The organism is Neoroseomonas lacus (genome assembly GCF_014644535.1).
Classification (GTDB): domain Bacteria; phylum Pseudomonadota; class Alphaproteobacteria; order Acetobacterales; family Acetobacteraceae; genus Neoroseomonas; species Neoroseomonas lacus.
On sequence record NZ_BMKW01000014.1, the window covers coordinates 1 to 18,009 of the forward strand.

General features: G+C 65.0%; 20 protein-coding genes and 4 pseudogenes. 17 read left to right on the forward strand and 7 right to left on the reverse strand.

Translation table 11 applies throughout. The features are described from left to right. Positions 1 to 56: 56 nt before the first annotated feature. The gene (locus IEY36_RS24100) at positions 57 to 749 is read right to left on the reverse strand and encodes an amidohydrolase (protein ID WP_188971715.1); all 693 of its coding nucleotides are present in this window, start codon (positions 747 to 749) and stop codon (positions 57 to 59) included. Positions 750 to 1,299: 550 nt separating this feature from the next. Here IEY36_RS24100 and IEY36_RS24105 point away from each other — a divergent pair. From IEY36_RS24105 to IEY36_RS24140, 8 genes and pseudogenes are all read left to right on the forward strand, one after another. Beyond that, positions 1,300 to 2,262, forward strand: a pseudogene (locus IEY36_RS24105) (IS630 family transposase). Positions 2,263 to 2,277: 15 nt separating this feature from the next. Next, positions 2,278 to 2,451, forward strand: a complete 174-nt coding sequence (locus IEY36_RS31440) for a YgjP-like metallopeptidase domain-containing protein (protein WP_373290346.1) — start codon at positions 2,278 to 2,280, stop codon at positions 2,449 to 2,451. A gap of 198 nt (positions 2,452 to 2,649) precedes the next feature. Then, the gene (locus tag IEY36_RS24115) at positions 2,650 to 3,261 is read left to right on the forward strand and encodes a hypothetical protein (protein ID WP_188971719.1); all 612 of its coding nucleotides are present in this window, start codon (positions 2,650 to 2,652) and stop codon (positions 3,259 to 3,261) included. Between the two features lie 784 nt (positions 3,262 to 4,045). After that, positions 4,046 to 4,846 carry a cytochrome c oxidase subunit II gene (locus IEY36_RS24120; protein WP_188971721.1) on the forward strand — a complete coding sequence of 267 codons (801 nt, stop codon included), beginning with the start codon at positions 4,046 to 4,048 and terminating at the stop codon, positions 4,844 to 4,846. A gap of 21 nt (positions 4,847 to 4,867) precedes the next feature. Continuing rightward, positions 4,868 to 6,628 (forward strand): cytochrome c oxidase subunit I, encoded by a 1,761-nt coding sequence (gene ctaD, locus IEY36_RS24125; protein WP_188971723.1) that lies wholly within the window; start codon positions 4,868 to 4,870, stop codon positions 6,626 to 6,628. Continuing rightward, positions 6,625 to 7,293 (forward strand): cytochrome c oxidase subunit 3, encoded by a 669-nt coding sequence (locus IEY36_RS24130; RefSeq protein ID WP_188971725.1) that lies wholly within the window; start codon positions 6,625 to 6,627, stop codon positions 7,291 to 7,293. Before ctaD ends, IEY36_RS24130 begins: the two co-directional genes overlap by 4 nt. Before the next feature lie 129 nt (positions 7,294 to 7,422). Next, entirely contained in the window at positions 7,423 to 8,022 is a 600-nt protein-coding gene (locus IEY36_RS24135) for a heme-copper oxidase subunit III family protein (protein WP_229681546.1), read from the forward strand. Between the two features lie 10 nt (positions 8,023 to 8,032). Beyond that, a complete protein-coding gene (locus tag IEY36_RS24140; protein ID WP_188971730.1) occupies positions 8,033 to 8,422 on the forward strand; it encodes a cytochrome C oxidase subunit IV family protein in 390 nt (129 codons plus the stop codon). Between the two features lie 41 nt (positions 8,423 to 8,463). Here the strand turns inward: IEY36_RS24140 and IEY36_RS24145 are convergent, their stop codons facing one another. Both IEY36_RS24145 and IEY36_RS24150 read right to left on the reverse strand, forming a co-directional pair. After that, entirely contained in the window at positions 8,464 to 9,258 is a 795-nt protein-coding gene (locus IEY36_RS24145; RefSeq protein ID WP_188971732.1) for a DUF2189 domain-containing protein, read from the reverse strand. 265 nt (positions 9,259 to 9,523) lie between these two features. Then, positions 9,524 to 9,772, reverse strand: a complete 249-nt coding sequence (locus IEY36_RS24150; protein ID WP_188971734.1) for a hypothetical protein — start codon at positions 9,770 to 9,772, stop codon at positions 9,524 to 9,526. 354 nt (positions 9,773 to 10,126) lie between these two features. Between IEY36_RS24150 and IEY36_RS31445 the strand changes: the two genes are divergently transcribed. From IEY36_RS31445 to IEY36_RS31450, 3 genes are read left to right on the forward strand one after another with little or no spacing between them, the layout of a single operon-like run. After that, entirely contained in the window at positions 10,127 to 10,429 is a 303-nt protein-coding gene (locus tag IEY36_RS31445) for a c-type cytochrome (RefSeq protein ID WP_188971736.1), read from the forward strand. After that, positions 10,426 to 10,572 carry a hypothetical protein gene (locus IEY36_RS24160; protein WP_188971738.1) on the forward strand — a complete coding sequence of 49 codons (147 nt, stop codon included), beginning with the start codon at positions 10,426 to 10,428 and terminating at the stop codon, positions 10,570 to 10,572. Before IEY36_RS31445 ends, IEY36_RS24160 begins: the two co-directional genes overlap by 4 nt. Then, positions 10,502 to 10,714 (forward strand): DUF6522 family protein, encoded by a 213-nt coding sequence (locus IEY36_RS31450; protein WP_373290348.1) that lies wholly within the window; start codon positions 10,502 to 10,504, stop codon positions 10,712 to 10,714. Before IEY36_RS24160 ends, IEY36_RS31450 begins: the two co-directional genes overlap by 71 nt. A 73-nt stretch (positions 10,715 to 10,787) precedes the next feature. On the opposite strand, the pseudogene mog reads toward IEY36_RS31450, so the two are convergent. Then, positions 10,788 to 11,286, reverse strand: a pseudogene (gene mog, locus IEY36_RS31260) (molybdopterin adenylyltransferase). A 147-nt stretch (positions 11,287 to 11,433) separates the two neighbouring features. Between mog and IEY36_RS24170 the strand changes: the two are divergent. The 6 genes and pseudogenes from IEY36_RS24170 to IEY36_RS24195 all read left to right on the forward strand — a co-directional run. Continuing rightward, entirely contained in the window at positions 11,434 to 11,808 is a 375-nt protein-coding gene (locus tag IEY36_RS24170; protein WP_188971740.1) for a hypothetical protein, read from the forward strand. Further along, positions 11,805 to 12,497, forward strand: a complete 693-nt coding sequence (locus IEY36_RS24175; protein WP_188971742.1) for a tellurite resistance/C4-dicarboxylate transporter family protein — start codon at positions 11,805 to 11,807, stop codon at positions 12,495 to 12,497. The genes IEY36_RS24170 and IEY36_RS24175 overlap by 4 nt, the downstream gene beginning before the upstream one ends. Before the next feature lie 139 nt (positions 12,498 to 12,636). Beyond that, entirely contained in the window at positions 12,637 to 12,909 is a 273-nt protein-coding gene (locus tag IEY36_RS24180; RefSeq protein ID WP_268238190.1) for an SLAC1 family transporter, read from the forward strand. A 48-nt stretch (positions 12,910 to 12,957) separates the two neighbouring features. Further along, entirely contained in the window at positions 12,958 to 13,380 is a 423-nt protein-coding gene (locus IEY36_RS24185) for an RrF2 family transcriptional regulator (protein WP_188971746.1), read from the forward strand. Positions 13,381 to 13,555: 175 nt separating this feature from the next. Further along, complete coding sequence (locus tag IEY36_RS24190) at positions 13,556 to 13,873, forward strand: hypothetical protein (protein WP_229681548.1); 318 nt, start codon at positions 13,556 to 13,558, stop codon at positions 13,871 to 13,873. A 26-nt stretch (positions 13,874 to 13,899) separates the two neighbouring features. Then, positions 13,900 to 14,210 (forward strand): annotated as a pseudogene (locus tag IEY36_RS24195) (transposase); the annotation flags it as partial. Here the strand turns inward: IEY36_RS24195 and IEY36_RS30805 are convergent. The 3 genes and pseudogenes from IEY36_RS30805 to IEY36_RS24215 form a co-directional block, all read right to left on the reverse strand. Beyond that, positions 14,191 to 15,318, reverse strand: a pseudogene (locus IEY36_RS30805) (serine hydrolase domain-containing protein). The pseudogenes IEY36_RS24195 and IEY36_RS30805 sit on opposite strands and share 20 nt — an antisense overlap. After that, a complete protein-coding gene (locus tag IEY36_RS24210; RefSeq protein ID WP_188971752.1) occupies positions 15,318 to 16,934 on the reverse strand; it encodes an FAD-dependent monooxygenase in 1,617 nt (538 codons plus the stop codon). The pseudogene IEY36_RS30805 and the gene IEY36_RS24210 overlap by 1 nt, the downstream one beginning before the upstream one ends. Then, the gene (locus tag IEY36_RS24215; protein ID WP_308423198.1) at positions 16,931 to 17,893 is read right to left on the reverse strand and encodes a Bug family tripartite tricarboxylate transporter substrate binding protein; all 963 of its coding nucleotides are present in this window, start codon (positions 17,891 to 17,893) and stop codon (positions 16,931 to 16,933) included. The genes IEY36_RS24210 and IEY36_RS24215 overlap by 4 nt, the downstream gene beginning before the upstream one ends. Between the last annotated feature and the right edge of the window lie 116 nt (positions 17,894 to 18,009).

Consider the following 18,009-nt stretch of genomic DNA (forward strand, 5'->3'; position numbering starts at 1 on the left):
GACAACCCGTTGGAATCACAGTCGCTCCGGCCAGCCAACCCCCGTTCCGATCGCGTTCAGAGACAGGCTCTTAGCGCCGGAATATTGCGCGCAATGATCCCCTGCAAGGCGATCAACACATGCGCAGCAACAAGTATCTGATCGGTGCACAGATGCGGTGACCCGCCGTGTCCGCCCCGGCCGCCAATGCGGATGGTGATGTCGGCCGTGGCCGCCATGACCGGGCCATCACGGCAGAACAGAACGCCCTCCGCCAGACCAGGCAGGTTGTGCAATCCGAACAACTGCCGGATCGGGAAGCGTTCGAGCAATGCGTCACGAAGCATCGCCCCGGCGCCGCGTCCGATCTCCTCCGCCGGCTGAAAGATTAGCACGACACTGCCGCGGAAGCGTCGGGTGGCGCAGAGGTATCGTGCCGCACCAAGCAGCATTGCGGTGTGGCCATCATGTCCGCACGCGTGCATATGGCCTCCATGACGCGAGGCGTAGGGCAGGCCGGTATCCTCGAGGATCGGCAGGGCGTCCATGTCGGCACGGAGTCCGATGAGGGGGCCATCGGCCGATCCACGCACGACGCCGCTGTCGCCGACGCCGACCTGCACCACGTCACAGCCGAACTCGCGGAGGCTTTCAGCGACGAACTGAGCCGTCTCTTGGAGTTCGAAGCCGAGTTCCGGTGCCGCGTGGAGCCGCTGCCGCCAAAGGGTCATTTCGGGGTGTCCACCCGCGATCTCAGGCAGAATCGGCATGGCTGCGACCGCCCCGACCCGACCGACGCGACCCGGAACGGGTCACGTGTCATGGCCAAACGGCGCAGCGTCATCTTGTTACGCCGAGTTGCATGGTCACATGTGTATTAAGGTCACAACTAGCGAGATATTTTGAAGGAACTGCTTTTCAGTTATCTTATGAATACAACGAGTTTATCTGAAGAATTAATTTATTCTCGCAACATATTTTACAGAAATTATGAAATATATCCATAATTTTCATGTATTTTTTCTATAGGCATTGGTGATGCGCGGTTTTCGGAATAATAATCCTTCCTAGTTTAGAGCCCGTTTCAGAATGCGCCGACTGGCACATTCTGAAATCCGGCGCCGGCCCGCACCTGCATTCTCAAACGGTATCTAATGGTCGGAATCTGACAGAAGGTACCGTGCGAGGCTCCCCGGAAGTCGCTCGCGAGAAGGCGTGCACGTATCCCGCGGCCACCCGCCTAGCCTGAGCTATGCGGTCGGATCCCCGACGCGGAGCGGATCTGATTCAAGCTGTCTGTCGGAGAGGGGGCCGACAGGCATGTCGAAGGCGTTGTCGGTCGATCTTCGGGAGCGGGTGGTGGCGGCGATCGAGGCTGGATCCTCGTGCCGGGCAGCCGCCTCACGCTTCGACGTCGGCATTTCGAGCGCGATCCGCTGGGCGTCCTTGAAGCGCTCGGTGGGCTCGGTGGCGCCGGGGCCACTGGGTGGGGATCGCCGCTCGGGTCGGATCGAGGCCCATGCGCCGCTGATCCTTGGACTGCTGGAGCGGACGCCGGACATCACGCTGAGCGAGCTACGCGTGGAACTGGCCGAGGCCGGCGTGCCGGTCGGCGTCGCCACCTCATGGCGGTTCTTCGCGCAGCGGCGGATCACGCTGAAAGAAAGTCGGCGCACACGGCCGAGCAGCAACGGCCCGACATCCTGACGCGACGCTGGGAATGGTTCGAGGACCAGATCGATCTCGATCCCGACCGCCTGGTGTTCATCGACGAGACCTGGGCCTCGACCAACGTGGCCCGCACCCGTGGGCGGGCACCGCGCGGCCAGCGCCTGCGCGCCGCCATCCCGCACGGCCACTGGAAGACGAGCACCTTCGTCGCCGGCCTGCGCAACAGCGGCATGGTCGCGCCGATGGTGTTCGACGGGCCGATCAACGGCATCGCCTTCCAGGCCTATGTCGACCAGGTGCTGGTCCGGGACCTGCGGGCTGGCGACATCGTCGTGATGGACAACCTCGGCAGCCACAAGCGGCCAAGCATCCGCGCGGCCATCGAGGCTGCCGGCGCGCGCCTGCTCTACCTGCCGCCCTACAACCCCGACTTCAATCTGCTGAGGAGCACTGCTCCGAAGGGACGCCTTCGCCAAGCTCAAGGCTATGCTCCGCAAGGCCGCCGAGCGAACCATCGACGGTCTCTGGTCCACCACCGGCAAGATCATCGACACCTTCAATTCAACCGAATGCGCAAACTACTTCAGTGCCGCTGGGCATGATCCAGCATGATCGGAAAATGCTCTGGTGCTGAACCGGAGCCTGATAAGGGCACCTATGCCCTGCATCGATTACGTGATCTGCCATGAGCTGTGCCATCGCTGCGAGGTCCACCATCGACCAACTTCTTGGCAACTCCTTTCCCACTACTTTCCCGATTGGGAGGATCGCAAGCGACGGCTGGACCATTTCGTGCTTTGAGCGATTGGTCCTGCCCCCTTGGGAGATCTCGGCGAAACGCGCCTGACCGAGCGATTCAGGCCAGGCGGCGTCCTGGACGCCCGGCAGCGATCTTGGCACGAGGCAGCGCGCATCTTCCCTATCGAACTGATGGCTTGCCCTCGCCACCAGTTGTAGGCTCTGGGCGACGCATCGCCCCCGGAGGTCAGGATCATGCATATGAACCTACGCCGCCATCCAACGATCGGAGTTGGCCGCAGCACGATCGAGAAGGCGGTGGAAGGCGAGCTCTTGCCTGTCCTACGGTCCGAGCCAGGCTTCGAGGCCTACTTCGCGTTCTGGGATGAGGCGGGCGCTGGCGTCAGCGTAAGCAGCTTCGCGGACGCGGAGACGGCACACCGCTCGACCGACGCGGCCCGCCGGTGGCTGGCAAGCCACCTGGACTTCTTCCCTTCGCCTGGCGAAGAGTTCTCAGGCGAGTGCTTCGTGCAGGAGGGAGCGCTGCGGCGCGCCTCGGGTGGCGACGATCCGCTCCCCTACCTTCTCGTCCGCATACTGGCCGGCGTTCCGGCAACGCAGGACACCCGGGCCTTCGTCGAGCAGCGGACGCTTCCGGTGATTGCACGCGCGCCGGGCTTCCGCGCCGTATGGATGGCCCGGAGCGATCGGGACGCAGACGGCGCCGCGGTCGCCACCTTCTTCGATGGCCGGGGCGAGGCCACGGCCTGCCATGAAGCGGCCGTGGGGCTGCTGCGTGAAGGACTCCCCACCGTTTCGGTGATACGCGTCCTGCAGGGTCGTGCGGTGATCGCGTGCGTCGGTGCGTCATGACTGGACGCGCAGGCTGACGCGCAGCTCTTGGCGCTACGCCTCGTTCTGCAAAATCGCGGCGGCAAAGCGGATTGGGCAGGAGCTGCTGGTGCGTCTGCTGCGCCGCACACTGCTCGCATCAGATTTCGTGAAATGCGTCCCGGACAAGCCGGCGTCGCACGGATTGGCGCTTCCGAAGCCGATGAGACCGCTTCCAAACACCCGGCAACCTCAACGGACTTGCCGGAAATTGTGCACGGGCGTTGCCTTGAAGCGCCTGGCTTTGATGCAAGCGCGATGCATGACATCGGCCTGACGCGCTGAGAAGATTCTCTCAAACCTCGTTCTCCAGACGGCCGGTAGAGAGCGAACGAATTTGGAAGCCAGCGCTGGTGCCTCGGACTCCAACATTCGGAGTTCCCTCGCACGCCGTGCGTTACCTTCGCCGATTGAACCGGAAACGAATTAGACTCGCGCCGAGAGGGGATCTCACATATAAAACCGGGCGGCGACTTACTCGGCGACAGTGATCAGCTTCTGCGTAATCCACTCGGTGCATTGGCACGGCTGGGAGCAGAAAGGGCACGGCCATGGAGAGCGCGGTAATTTCGGTTGGACGGATAGCGGCACCCTATCGCCCGCATGGGGAAGGCCTGGTCGTCGTGCGACCAGTCTCGGCACCAAGGCCGAGCCGAGCCCGGAAGCCTGCATCAGCGAAATCGCCCCGCCCCTACCGGATAATGTGCGACCGCGACCTGAACGCGTGTGTGAGGCGTCGCCCCCCCTGTCCTCGGAAGCAGCGCCAATGGCGGTAGCGATCGCTCTCATCCTGGTGGCCGTCGGCTCCGTCGCCTTCCATATGTTGAGCCCGTGGTGGTGGACACCCATCGCGTCCAACTGGAGCTACATCGACGACACGCTTATCGTGACCTTCTGGATTACCGGCGTCGCTTTCACGATCATCGTCCTGTTCATGGCGTATTGCGTGGTCAGGTTTCGACACCGCCCGGGACACAAGGCAGAACATGAGCCGGAGAATAAGCGGCTCGAATGGTGGCTAACGATCGGCACGACGATCGGCGTCGCGGCATTGCTCGCGCCTGGGCTGATCGTCTGGCATCGCTTCATCACCGTGCCTGCGAACGCGACCGAGATCGAGATCGTCGGCCAGCAGTGGCAATGGACCTTCCGCCTGCCTGGCCACGACGGGCGACTGGGTACCGTCTCTGTTCGATTCATCGGTCCGGACAATCCGCTCGGCATCGATCCTTCCGACCCAGCCGGGCAGGACGACGTGATCGTGGAAGGTGGGGAACTGCAGCTTCCGATTGGTCGTCCGGTCAAGGTGCTAATGCGCGCCATTGACGTGCTGCACAATTTCTACGTGCCGGAATTCCGCGCGAAGATGGACATGGTGCCGGGTCAGGTTACCTTCTTCTGGTTCACGCCGACGCGCACCGGCACCTTCGAAGCAGTCTGCGCGGAGCTCTGCGGCCTCGGCCACGCGGTGATGCGCGGGCGCGTCGTGGTGGTGGAGGAAGCCGAGTACCACGCGTGGCTCGAGCGCCAGCCCACCTTCGTGCGCCGCTTGGCCGCAGCGAGATAGGGCAGGCAGGAGAGGGACACGATGAGCATCGCATCCGGATCCGTTGATGGCATCCCGGCGGCCGAGGTCCCCGACGTCGAGCTGTATCACCCCCGAAGCTGGATCACGAAGTGGGTCTTCTCCCAGGACGCCAAGGTCATAGGCATCCAGTATGCCCTGACAGCGACGGCGATCGGCCTTGTAGCGCTGGTGCTGTCCTGGCTGATGCGCCTGCAGCTGGGCTTCCCGGGCGTCTTTGATTTCATCACCCCGGCCGAGTACTACCAGTTCATCACGATGCACGGCATGATCATGGTGGTCTATCTGCTGACCGCGCTGTTTCTCGGCGGCTTCGGCAACTACCTGATCCCGCTGATGATCGGCGCGCGGGACATGGTGTTCCCCTACATGAACATGCTGTCCTACTGGATCTACTTGCTCGCCGTCCTGGTGCTGGTGGCAAGCTTCTTTGCCCCCGGCGGGCCGACCGGCGCGGGCTGGACGCTGTATCCGCCGCAGTCGATCCTGTCCGGCACGCCGGGCGGGCAGGACTGGGGCATCATCCTGATGCTGCTGTCGCTGATGCTGTTCATCATCGGCTTCACCATGGGCGGGCTGAACTACGTGGTGACCGTCCTGCAGGCGCGCGCGCGCGGCATGACGATGATGCGCATGCCGCTGACCGTCTGGGGCATCTTCACCGCGACAGTCATGGCGCTGCTTGCATTTCCCGCGCTGTTCGTCAGCGCAGTGATGATGCTGCTCGACCGCCTGCTCGGCACCAGCTTCTTCATGCCGGCACTGGTCGAGATGGGCCAGAGGCTGAACCACGAAGGCGGCAGCCCGCTGCTGTTCCAGCACCTGTTCTGGTTTTTCGGCCATCCGGAGGTCTACATCGTGGCGCTGCCCGCCTTCGGCATCGTCTCCGACCTCATCAGCGTGCATGCGCGGCGGAACATCTTCGGCTACCGCATGATGGTCTGGGCCATCATCATCATCGGCGCGCTGAGCTTCATCGTCTGGGCGCACCACATGTATGTCAGCGGCATGAACCCATATTTCGGGTTCTTCTTCGCCACCACCACGCTGATCATCGCGGTGCCGACAGCGATCAAGGTCTATAACTGGCTGCTGACGCTGTGGCGGGGCGATATCCACCTGACCGTGCCGATGCTGTTCGCGCTCGCCTTCATCGTCACCTTCGTCAATGGCGGATTGACCGGCCTGTTCCTCGGCAATGTCGTGGTCGATGTGCCGCTGTCGGACACGATGTTCGTCGTCGCCCATTTCCACATGGTGATGGGCGTGGCGCCGATCTTCGTCATCTTCGGGGCCATCTACCACTGGTATCCGAAGATCACGGGACGGATGCTGAACGAGGTGATGGGCCGCATCCACTTCTGGGTCAGCTTCCTCGGCGCCTATCTGATCTTCTTCCCGATGCACTACATCGGTCTGCTCGGCGTGCCGCGGCGCTACCACGAGATCGGGGAGACGGCCTTCGTCCCGGCCTCCGCCCACACGTTGAACGCCTTCATCAGCGTCATGGCGCTGATCGTCGGTGCGGCGCAGATCGTCTTCCTGTTCAACCTGGCCTGGAGCATCCGGCGTGGCCGGTCGGCGGGCGACAATCCCTGGAATGCAGCGTCGCTCGAATGGCAGACGCCGCAGACGCCGCCGCCGCATGGCAATTGGGGGCAGGACCTGCCGGTGGTCTATCGCTGGGCCTATGACTACAGCGTCCCAGGTGCCGCGCAGGACTTCATCCCGCAGAACCAGCCGCCGGCGAAGGCCGCGGAATGACCGCCATCATCCTCTACGTCGCCGTCCTCGGCAGCATCGCGGCTTGGTGGCTTTCGCGGCAGCGGCTGATGGCGAAGCCGTGGCTGGAGGTCGGCGCGGCAGGCGAAGCGCCGGGCACCGGTGCCTCCGAGGTTCCGGCGGCAAAGCTAGGTCTCTGGGTCTTCCTGGCGGTGGTGGGTGCCCTGCTGACGCTGTTCGTCAGCGCCTACCTGATGCGCATGCACATGTCGCAGGATTGGCGACCATTGCCGACGCCGTGGATGCTCTGGTTCAACACGGCCCTGCTGGCGCTCAGCAGCTTTGGCCTCCATCGCGCTCAGATGGCCGCGCGCATCGGTTGGCGGCAGGGGATCGAGGTCGGGATGATCGCTGGCGGGCTCGCCGCGCTGGGCTTCCTGGCCGGGCAGTACCTCGCTTGGCAGCAGGTGATGGCGGAAGGCTTCGGCGTCGCCACCAACCCTTCCAGTTCCTTCTTCTATCTGATCACGACGGTTCACGGCCTGCATCTGCTGGGCGGTCTCGTCGTCCTTGGCAGGACCATCTACCGGACGGCGCGCGGTGCGGGGCTCGAGCAACTTCGCCTCAGCGTCGAACTCTGCGCCACCTACTGGCATTTCCTTCTGGTGGCATGGATCGCGCTGTTCGGCCTGTTGCTGCACGGTTAAGGGAGGTTCGCGACGATGGAAGGCATCGCTCAGACGCAAGCCGCCCAACGGCCCGGAGGCATGGAAGGCTTCGTCGCGGATTGGAGTTCCGACCAGAGGGCATTCAAGAATGTCTCCTGGGGGAAGGCCATGATGTGGATCTTCCTGCTCAGCGACACCTTCGTGTTCGGCTGCTTCCTGCTCTCCTACATGACGGTGCGGATGTCCACGCGGGTTCCTTGGCCGAATCCGAGCGAGGTCTTCGCGCTCGAGATCTTCGGCACGCATATGCCGTTGATCCTGATCGCCATCATGACCTTCGTGCTGATCACCAGCAGCGGCACCATGGCGATGGCGGTCAATTGCGGCTACCGCCGCGACCGGGGACGCACCGCGATCCTGCTGGTCGTGACAGCGCTGCTGGGCGCGACCTTCGTCGGCATGCAGGCCTTCGAGTGGACCAAGCTGATCCATGAGGGCGTGCGTCCCTGGGGCAACCCCTGGGGCGCCGAGCAGTTCGGTTCCGCTTTCTTCATGATCACCGGCTTCCACGGGACGCACGTGACGATCGGCGTGATTTTCCTGTTGATCGTCGCGCGCAAGGTCTGGCGCGGGGACTATGACGACGGTCGGCCGGGCTTCTTCACCAGCCGGGGCGGCCGCTACGAGATCGTCGAGATCACAGGACTCTACTGGCATTTCGTCGACCTGGTCTGGGTCTTCATCTTCGCGCTGTTCTATCTTTGGTAGGAGGCGAGGCATGGCGCATGCAGCGAAGGTAGGCGATGCACATGGGGGGCACGGTGCGGCCGCTCGGGCCTCGGTTGCGCACGAGGAAGGCCAGCAACATCCAATCCGGCTCTATCTCGTGGTCTGGGTATGGTTGTTCATCCTCAGCACCTTCTCCTACCTGGTGGACTTCTTCCACCTGCAGGGGATGCTGCGCTGGTCGCTGATCCTGCTGTTCATGATGCTCAAGGCAGGACTGATCGTCGCCGTTTTCATGCACATGAAGTGGGAAAGGCTGGCGCTTGGCTACGCCATCCTGGTGCCGCCGTTGGCGGTGCTGATCTTCGTTGCGATCATGGTGCTGGAAGCCGACCACACGCTGCTATCGCGACTGCAGTTCTTCAGCCCCAATCCCAACTGAGCTACCTCCCTGCGGAGCGCAAGGCCGCCGGGCAATGCCAATCATGCATCCACAACCCGGCGATACAAATGCCAGGTAGCGTGCCCCAGCACCGGCATCACCACCGCCAGGCCGACGAAGAGCGGCAGGCACCCAAGGGCGAGAAGTAGCGCGACGATGATGCCCCAGGCGGCCATCGGTACTGGATTGCGTAGCACCGCTCGTATGGAGGTCCGTACCGCCACGCGAAGTCCGACATTTCGATCCAGCAGCAACGGGAACGAGACTACGGTGAGGGTAAGGATCAGTAGGGCGAAGAAGAATCCGACCATATTGCCCCACAGGATCAGACTCCAACCAGCGCCAGTCGTCAGCACCTGTCCGAGCAGCGCCCAGAAGGAGTCGGGCAGTTCATCGCCCATCGTGCCCCGATAGACCGCCTGCGCGGCAAACAGCCAGGCCACGAAGATCACGCACATCACCACGCCGAGCGCCGCGATCGAGCCGATCGCCGGCGAGCGGAGGACATCGAAGGTGTTGAGCCAAGTGGTCGGGAGCCCCTTCTCGTGCCGCCGACTCAACTCGTAGATCCCGAGGGCCGCGATCGGTCCCATGAGCGACAACCCAGCGACCAGGGGGTACAGTAGCGGTAGTAGCGCGCCACCAGATGCCGCTCTTGCCGCAACGAAGCCAACGATCGGATAAATCACCCCAAGGAAGATCAACTGCGTCGGCATCTCCATGAAATCCTCGTAGCCCTTTGTCAGGGCAATCCGGATGTCGGAAAAGCCGATTGCCCGAACGACAGGCTCCACTTGGTCAGGATTGGCCTCGGAAGCCAGCGAGACCTGGGCCATCGCATCCCCTCCTTATGAACCACAAGCATCCGCCTTCGCGTGACCCAACGTCACGGAAGATGCCCCGGAAACCTGCCAATTCGAGGGTACCCTTGTGTCCGTCGAATGACAGGCTCACGGGTCAACTAATTCGGTGGTTTGTATCATATCTGGTGTCGCTTGGCACGCGTTGATGATGCTCGGCGCATGCTGCGTCGTCAGATCCCGCAGCGCCTGGCCGACCGCTGCTCTCTTGCTGAGATCGGGTCCTCTTGTTGGTTGTGGGCTATCGTCGCACTGACGGGGTTGTCGGGACGCTTGCGCGACCATCGCCCGGCGATTGCGCGGCAATCTGACGGGCTGCGCTGTGTTCCCCAAGCCGCGCCATGGTCATCGCGTAAAACAGCGCCGCCAGTCCGAGAAGAACGACAAGAAGTGCTCGAGATCGCTGCCGCCGACGCAACAGCGCCAGTTGCATGACATCGCTGTCCTGCTGGTAACGCTCAATGCTGGTCGGGCGCTGGTCGTTCGTCATGTGCCGCGCGTCCAGAATCGATGCTCTTATGCCATGCCACTACGGTGCAAGGCAGGTTCGTTGCGTTCAATGTGACCGATATCCGACCGTTGAACGGGCTGCGCCGGGGGCTGCTGGCGCTGTCGCGGCTGGCGGTGATGGACTGGCTGACGCGCAAGGCGCTGTCCTGGCGCGCGTCGAACACGACGGACGTGGCGTTCTGTCTGGAACCGCTGGAGGAGGACTTGGCGCGGTTCTGGCGGCCAGAGTTATTCCATACCGATCGGGGCATCCGGACACTGGTGTCTCCCAGGTGCCGGCGTTTGGACGTGACGGCATCCTGCCGCCGACGCGATGCAGCCCGTCAGCGACTAGGTGTTGGCCCTGCCAAGCGGTGCTGCCGACCTGCGTAGCGCCGGCGCACAGGTTTTCGCGGAGAATTGCATCGCCTGCCACGGAGAGAACGGAACCGGAGGCCTTGGGACCGGTGCGCCCTCGCTGGCCGGCGGCTGGCGGATTTATGGTGGCGACAGGGCGACGATCCTCACCGCGATCCATGGTGGCCGGCAGGGGGTGATGCCATCCTGGACAGGCCGGCTGAGTGCGGCCCGAAATCAACGTCCTCGCGATTTGTGTCTCGCAACTCGGAGCAATCACCCATCGCGCGGGGCACCATGATGGAACCGCGAGCGCAGAAGCTTCTCGCCATCCTGACCGTCGCGATCGTCTTTGGCGTGTTCCTCGCGGCGAATGCCCATCTCGTCCCGGCAGCCTTCACGTCGATGCCCGCTGACGAGCCGGTGCGCGGAGGGCATCGGTGAGCATGCAGGGCATCACCGCCTGATCTTCACGCACCGAGGGCGCGTCCTGCGGCTGACGGTGGACGCTGCCGGCGCCATCGTCTACCGAGTGATGTTTGCGCCTCCGCCGCCCGCCCGTCGCCGCGTGAATATCGGCTCCTAGGCCGGAAGGGCGCCGTACCTAGCGGCGCCGGAATAACGCCATCACGCCTCTTTGGGGCAGGACGCCGCGCAGACTAAATAGCTAGTCTCCAGTCGCGAACTCCGATCGGGTCAATGCAGTACCGCGTGGCAGGGAAGACCGCGTCCAGGCATTCGGCGATGGCCGTGGGCTTGCCGGGCAGATTCACGATCAGGCTCCGCCCCCGCGTGCCGGCGACCTGCCGCGAGAGGATCGCGATCGGCACGGCGCGCTGCGAGACCGCGCGCATCAGTTCGCCGAAGCCCGGCGGCAACCGGTCGGAGACTGCGTCCGTCGCCTCCGGCGTCACGCGGCGCCGGGCCGGTGCCGCCGGTGGTGACGATCAGCGGGCAAGCGTCGGCGTCCACGAGCGCGATCAGGGTGGCCTCGATCGCCGGCCGCTCGTCCGGTACCAGGCGGCGCACGGCGTGCCAGGGCGTGGCTAGGATGCGCGCGAGCGTCGCTTCGATCCTCGGTCCTCCCTGGTCCTGATAGACCCCACGGAAAGCGCGGTCACTCACCGTGACCACGCTAATTCGCACGCCCGCAGTCATGCGCCGAAGCGGGGAAAGAGCACGTTGTTCTCCAGATGGACGTGCTGCATCAGATCCTCGGCGAAGCGCGCCGTGGTGGTATCGTCAATGCCAATATTCGCAGGCCCTGCCGACGACGCAGAGCCCTGAGGGACGGAGCCTACGTCCATGACCTGGCCGAAGAGGCTGTTGCTCCTGCCGCTCCTGCTGTTCGAGCCGGAATGGCGCGTGCTGGCAGGGCGGGCTACGCTCGGGCGCACGTTCTGGGTCTATGGCGTATTGGTCAGCACGGGCCTGGCGCTGCCGTTCCTGCTGGCGCGGGAGGCCGGGCGCGCGGATCTGCAGCAGATCCTGCTCATCGTCTTTCCCGCCTACGCCACGGCGATCCTGGTAGCTGTGTGGCGGTGCGCCGAGCACGCGGCCGCGCCATGGGGCGTCATCGCGCGCGCGCTCACCGTGGCCTGGGCACTCAACACCCTGCTGCTCCTGCTGTTTCTCCAGATCGAGCTGATCGAGCTATGGGCGGGAGGCAGCGCATCATGACCACACTCACACATGCGACGCCGACGAGTTCAGCCTTCGGCACATTGGTTGCGGAGACGGCGCGCGATCTGTTTCCCGGGTATTTCGCGCTGGTCATGGCAACAGGCGTTGTCTCGATCGCCTGGCACCTGCTCGGCCTGCGGCTGATCGCCCTGCCGCTCGTTGGCATCGCCTGGACGGCCTATCTGGTGCTCTGGGGGCTGACGCTCGCGCGGCTCGTGCTGTTCCCGCGTCGCATCGTCGAGGACCTGTCGAACCACCAGCGCGCGCCCGGCTTCTTCACCGTGGTCACGGGCACCTGCGTGCTCGGAACGCAGACCGTGGTCGTCGCCGGTGCGGAGGGTGTCGCTGCCTGGCTCTGGTATCTCGGCGTCGGGTTGTGGTTCGTGGTGATGTACGCCTTCTTGACCGCGGTCACGATCCGCGCACGCAAGCCCACGCTGTCGGTCGGCATCAACGGCGCCTGGCTGATCGCGACGGTCGCGACGCAATCCGTCGTGGTGCTGAAGGGCACGCTGGGTGCCGCCGCGCCACCACCGCCCGAGGTGCAATTCCTCTGCCTCGCCTTCTTCATGATCGGCTGCATGCTCTACCTCGCGATCATCCCGGTGATCTTCTATCGCCTCACCTTCATACGGCTCAGCGCGGTGGATTTCGGCCCGCCCACTGGATCAACACGGGCGCGGTGACGAGCACCACGCTGGCTGGCTCGATCCTGCTGCAGCGCAGCGCAGCGCCAGCTGGCCGCTGCTGGCGGATTTCGTGCCCTTCCTATGCGGATTCACGCTGTTCTTCTGGGCGGCGGCGACCTAGTGGATACCCGTCCTCATCGCGCTCACGCTCTGGCGCTACCTCGTGCGACGGGAACCGCTGCGCTACGAGCCGACCCTATGGGGGATGGTCTTCCCGCTCGGCATGTACATGACCGGCACGCTGCAATTGTCGCGCGCGCTGGACCTGGCCTTCCTGGCGGCGGTGCCGGCCGTCTTCATCCACCTCACGCTCCTCGCCTGGGGGCTGACCTTTCTCGGCCTGCTGGGGCGGAACGGCGCCACGCTGCTGCTGCTGCTGCTGCTGCTGCGAACGAACCGGCGGGCGTGACAGGGTGCGCGGAAAGAGGTATTTTCATCTCCAATTCCGGGGTCCGTAATGCGCCTGCTCGCCTCCACCGACTTCGCGCTGCGCGTCCTGCTGACCCTGGGGGAGGCCCCGGAGCGCCGGCGCTCGACCGAGGAACTGGCCGTTGGCATCGGTGTGCCGCGCAACCACGTGCAGAAGATCGTGCAGGACCTGGCCGCGGCAGGGCTGGTTCGAACCCAGCGCGGCGCGGGCGGTGGCGTGGTGCTGGCCCGCCCACCGGAAGCGATCCGCATTGGCGAGGTGGTGCGTCGGCTCGAGGCCGACCAGGCGCTGGTGGAGTGCTTCCGCGCCGATGGCGGGGCCTGCTGCTTCTCGCCGACCTGCCGGCTGGCGGGCGTGCTGGGGCGAGCGCAGGACCGTTTCATGGCTGTCCTGGATGCGACGACGCTGGCGGCCTGCTTGGGAACCTTGCCACATATAGTAGCTGAATAGGCATTCCGAATACCACATAATAGGCTACACCAAGTCGCGCTCCTTGCGGCCGGAGCGGAAGGTTGTCCATGGACGGCTCGCGCATCGGCGTCGCAAGAGGCCCGTTTTGGCCGGTGCTAGCGTCGGCGAAGCGCCGCTGCCTGCCCGCACCGTCGACCCAGGCATGGATCTGGCCGTGGCGCGTCGTACAGTCTTCCGCCCGGAAGATGCGGAGGAGTTCGGCCGCGTCGCTCACCTCGTCGCCGCCGGCAACATGGCGTTGCTTGGCGCACGCGCGGATGCCACAGAACAGGCGCGGCTGCGCAACGCCATCGCCACCGGCGCGTTGATCACGTCCGGGCGCCACCTCCAGCATGGCAATGCGGCGCAGCCGGGGCGCAACATGGAGGTGTTCACCAACTGCGCGACGGCCATCACCTCCTTCGCGCTGTTCCACCTGTTGCTGAATGGCAGCGTTGGTCTGCCCCCTGAAAAGTGGTCCTCCCTGAAGTAGGCTTCTGGCCTGATGGAGGATGCTGAATGTCGCAGAAGAAGCATAAGCCTGAGGAGATTGTCGCGAAGCTGCGGCAAGTGGATGTTCTGGTTTCGCAGGGGCGTTCCGTGTCGGAAGCGGTGCGCGCCAACAGCGTGACGCCGTTCACGTATTACCGCTGGCGCAAGGAGTCTGGCGGCCTGAAGGGCGATCAGGTGAAGCGCCTCAAGGACCTTGAGAAGGAGAACGAACGGCTGCGCGAGGCCGTCTCGGATCTGACCCTGGAGAAGCTGATCCTCAAGGAAGCTGCCTCGGGAAACTCCTGAGCCCCGCCTTCGTCAGTGCAATATCGCAACATGAATCAGGTTGCTGATCCGGTCCATGCGGCGGTTGTGCCAGTCATTCCCCTGTCGCGCATTGCTCAGGAAGGCGAAGGACACGCCCGAGACCGGGTCCGCCCAGCACTGCGATGACCCTACGCCGCTGTGCCCGAAAGTCCGTGAGTGACCTATCGTGCCGAGACCTCGCGTCTCCAGCGTGGTCCCACGCGAAAAGGGCCCAAGGCCGCGATGCATCGCGATGCCGATCTGCTCATCCACGCGGTCGCCGGTGAAGTCTCGCGTCACAAAGTCCATGGTGCGCGGCGCAAACAGCCGTGTCGCGCCGAGCGACCCGCCCCGCGCCAGCATCTGGTAGAACATCGCCATGGCGCGCGCCGTGCCATGCGCCCCACCCGCGGCAAACCCTGCCTGACGGAAGGTCGCGCTGGCTTCGACCGGTGCGACGGCCAATCCGCCCGCGGCATCGGGCGCATGCATGGGCGCGGTCCGGTGCCATTCAGAGGGCGGAAGGCTCATGAACAGTTCCAGCTCCAGCCCCAGCGGCTCGATCAGCCGGGCGCGGACGACATCGCGAAAATCCTTGCCGGTCAGCGCCTCCACCAGCACACGTGCGACGCCGTAAGCGGCATTGGGATGTTAGGCCGTGCGTGTGCCCCGCGGCCATTCCGGGACGATGCCGCAGGCGGCTTCGCGCAGACGCGCTGCGTCGTCCCAACATTCGATCGGAATGACGGCCTTGGGGAAGCCTGCCTGATGGCTCAGAAGGTCGATGACCGTGATATCGCCCTTGCCGTGCGCCTCGAAGCCGGGGATGTGGTCCGCGATCGCGTCGCCGAAGCACAGCAGGCCGTCCTCGACCAGCAGCCAGACCGCAGCGGCGGTGATGACCTTGGTGTTGGAATAGAGAAGGAAAAGTGTCTGGCCTTCGACCGCTTGCTGACGATCGCGTTCCATGCAGCCGAAGCTGCGATGCAGCGCGAGCTTGCCATGCCGCGCGACGGCAAGCTGCGCGCCGGGATGAAAGCCCTGGGCGATGTCCTTTTCGACGAGTGCGCAGGCGCGATCCAGCTTGGAGGAATCCAGGCCGAGTGATTCGGGCGTCGCTTCCGGCAGGGGAAACGCCATCACGCTTCTCGTCCTAGGAGGCGATCGAGCGCATGGCGCAGCGCTGCCGCCGGGGCCTTCGGAAGCGCCGGGCAACGCCAGCCGACATATCCGTCCGGCCGCACCAGCACCGCGCCGTCCGGGTCTGCGCCATAGGCCTCCGTCCAGCCGCCCCCCGGATCATGGACGTCCTGCCCGAGCACCAGCGCCAGCGGCACGATCCCTTGCTGAGCCTGCGCCGCCGCGCGCCAGGCCTCGCCCTGCGGGCCTGCGAGCAGGACAAAGCCGCCGCCGAAGAGATCGATCGTCGAAACCTCCTTGCCACCGCGCTCCAGGCTCAGATGCGGCGCCCGGGCGCCGGGCCGGGCGGAGGCGACATACTGGGTGACAGGATCGTCGATCCGCGGAACTGGCGTTCCGTCAGGCACGACGGCGGCAGAATCGTAGAGAATGCCAAAAATCAGCCCGAGCTCGTTCAGATACTGCGCTCGCGGCAATTGTGCCTTGTCCTGCTTCTCCGTCCGACCCAGCGAGAGCATGTTGTCGAGCGTCGCTTGCACCGTCAGCTGCGCAGCGGGCAGTCGCTCGGCCTCATAGCTGTCGAGAAGGGCGGGGGCGGCCTGCCCGCCCAGCACGGCGGCGAGTTTCCATGCCAGATTCTGCGCATCCTGAATGCCAATGTTCATGCCGAAACCGCCACTCGGCGTCGTCTCATGGGCGGCATCGCCGGCCAGGAAGACGGAGCCGACGCGGAAGCGCTCGGTGACCATGGCGGAAGCTTGCCAGAAGCTGATCCCCAGCACCTCGACGGCCAGATCGGGCAGTCCCGCCGCCTGGCGTATCATCGCGACGCAACGATCCGGTGTCAGGGTCTCCGGCGTGAAGCCGTACTGCGTCAGGCTGTGGATCAGGAAACCCCAGCGCGTGCCGCCATCGATCGTCAGGAACGTTCCACGCAAGGTGGGCTGCTCGACATAGTAAAGCGAGGCTGGCCGATGCACGACCAGCGCGCGGAGATCGGCGCGGCAGTGGATGTTCACCGAATCATAGATGTTGGGCCGGCCGGTGCGCTTCAGCCCGAGCCTTTCCCGCACCGGGCTGCGCGCGCCATCGGCGGCGACCAGGTAGCGGGCGCGGACGATGTGCGGTGTGCCGTCGACGCGATCGCGCAGCATCGCGGTGACGCCGTCGGCATCGATGAAGAAATCGGCTAGCTCCACATTGAAGCGCAGGGCGCCCGCGGGCTGCTCTTCCGCGTGCCGCCGCAGCACGGGCTCCAGCAGATCCTGCGAACAGAGCGCGCCGCGCACCGACGACGCCGCGGCGCTCGCCGCCTGCGCCCGGGAAGAATGGCGGCGCGCGATTTCCTTCCCGGCGAGACTTTCCACCCAGATCGTCGTGCCGGCGAAGCCCTCGGGACTGTTGGCGCGAATATCCTCCTCGACGCCGATTTGCCGGAAGATTTCCATGCTGCGCGCGTTGATGCTGCGCGCCTTGGGCAGCATGGCCGTGCCGGGATGGCGCTCGACCAGCAGCGATGGCACGCCGAAACGCGACAACAGGAGCGACAGCGTCAGCCCGACCGTTCCGCCGCCCGCGATCAGGATCGGAATCTCGGACGGAAGCGCGGCGCTCACGGCGCCATGCCCGCAAGGCTGCGCTGCATCGCGATCTCACGCTGGAGATAGGCGGCGAATTCGGCCGGAGTATTCCCGGACGGTTCGCTATCGCCCTCGGCCACTATGCGCGCAACGTCCGGAACACGCAGCCCGGCGGCGACGGATTGCTGGACGCGCCCGATGCGATCCGCCGGCGTGCCGGCGCGGGTCCAGATTCCGGTCATGCCGAACAGCTTCCAATCGGGATAGCCCAGTTCCGTGAACAGCGGCACATCGGGCAGCAGCCCGGAACGGTGGTTGCCGGTATAGCCATAGGCGCGCAAGCGGCCCTCCTTCACCAGATCGGCGACCAAGCTGGCGCCAGCGAAGACGAGGTCCACATGGCCAGCCACCACCTCGGTGATGGCAGGGCCGGTGGCAAGCACCACCTCGAGAAGACGGGAGCCGACCATGCGATCGAACTGCCGCGCGGCCAGCTGTGTGATGTTGCCGGCGCCGGACACGGCGATGCTGAGCGCCTCCGTTTCCCGCCTGGCCAGTTGCGCGACCTGATCGAGGCTCGCTGCCGGAAGGTTGGGTCTGCCGACCAGGACGAGGCCAGAGCCGTATTGCACAAGCGTCACCGGCTGAAGGTCGCGGGCCGGATCGTAGGGCAGCGGCACCGGGCTGAAGAGCATGTTGCCGACGAAGGAGCCGGTCGTGATCAGGAGCGTGTAGCCGTCCGGCGCCGCAGTGGCCACGACCTGGGTCCCGATGATTCCGTTTGCGCCCGCGCGGTTCTCGAAGACGATCGGCTGGCCAAGCATCGTGCGCATCGCTTCCGCCAGAGGCCGCCCGATGCGGTCGAGCGGGCCGCCCGGCGGAAAGGGCACGATCATCCGTATGGGGCGGCTGGGGAAGGTCTCCTCGGTATGAGCCCCTGCGCTTAGCATGAGTGCGGGCGCCGCGAGCAGCGCCGTGCGACGGCAGACGGTCATCGGAGCGTTCTCCTAGACTTGACGTGGTGAATGGGAGAGATCTGAAGGGCAGGCTGCGGCGCCACGGCATGAGTCGTGGACGCTGGCGGCGAGCGCAGAGCTGACCGAGGCGGTGG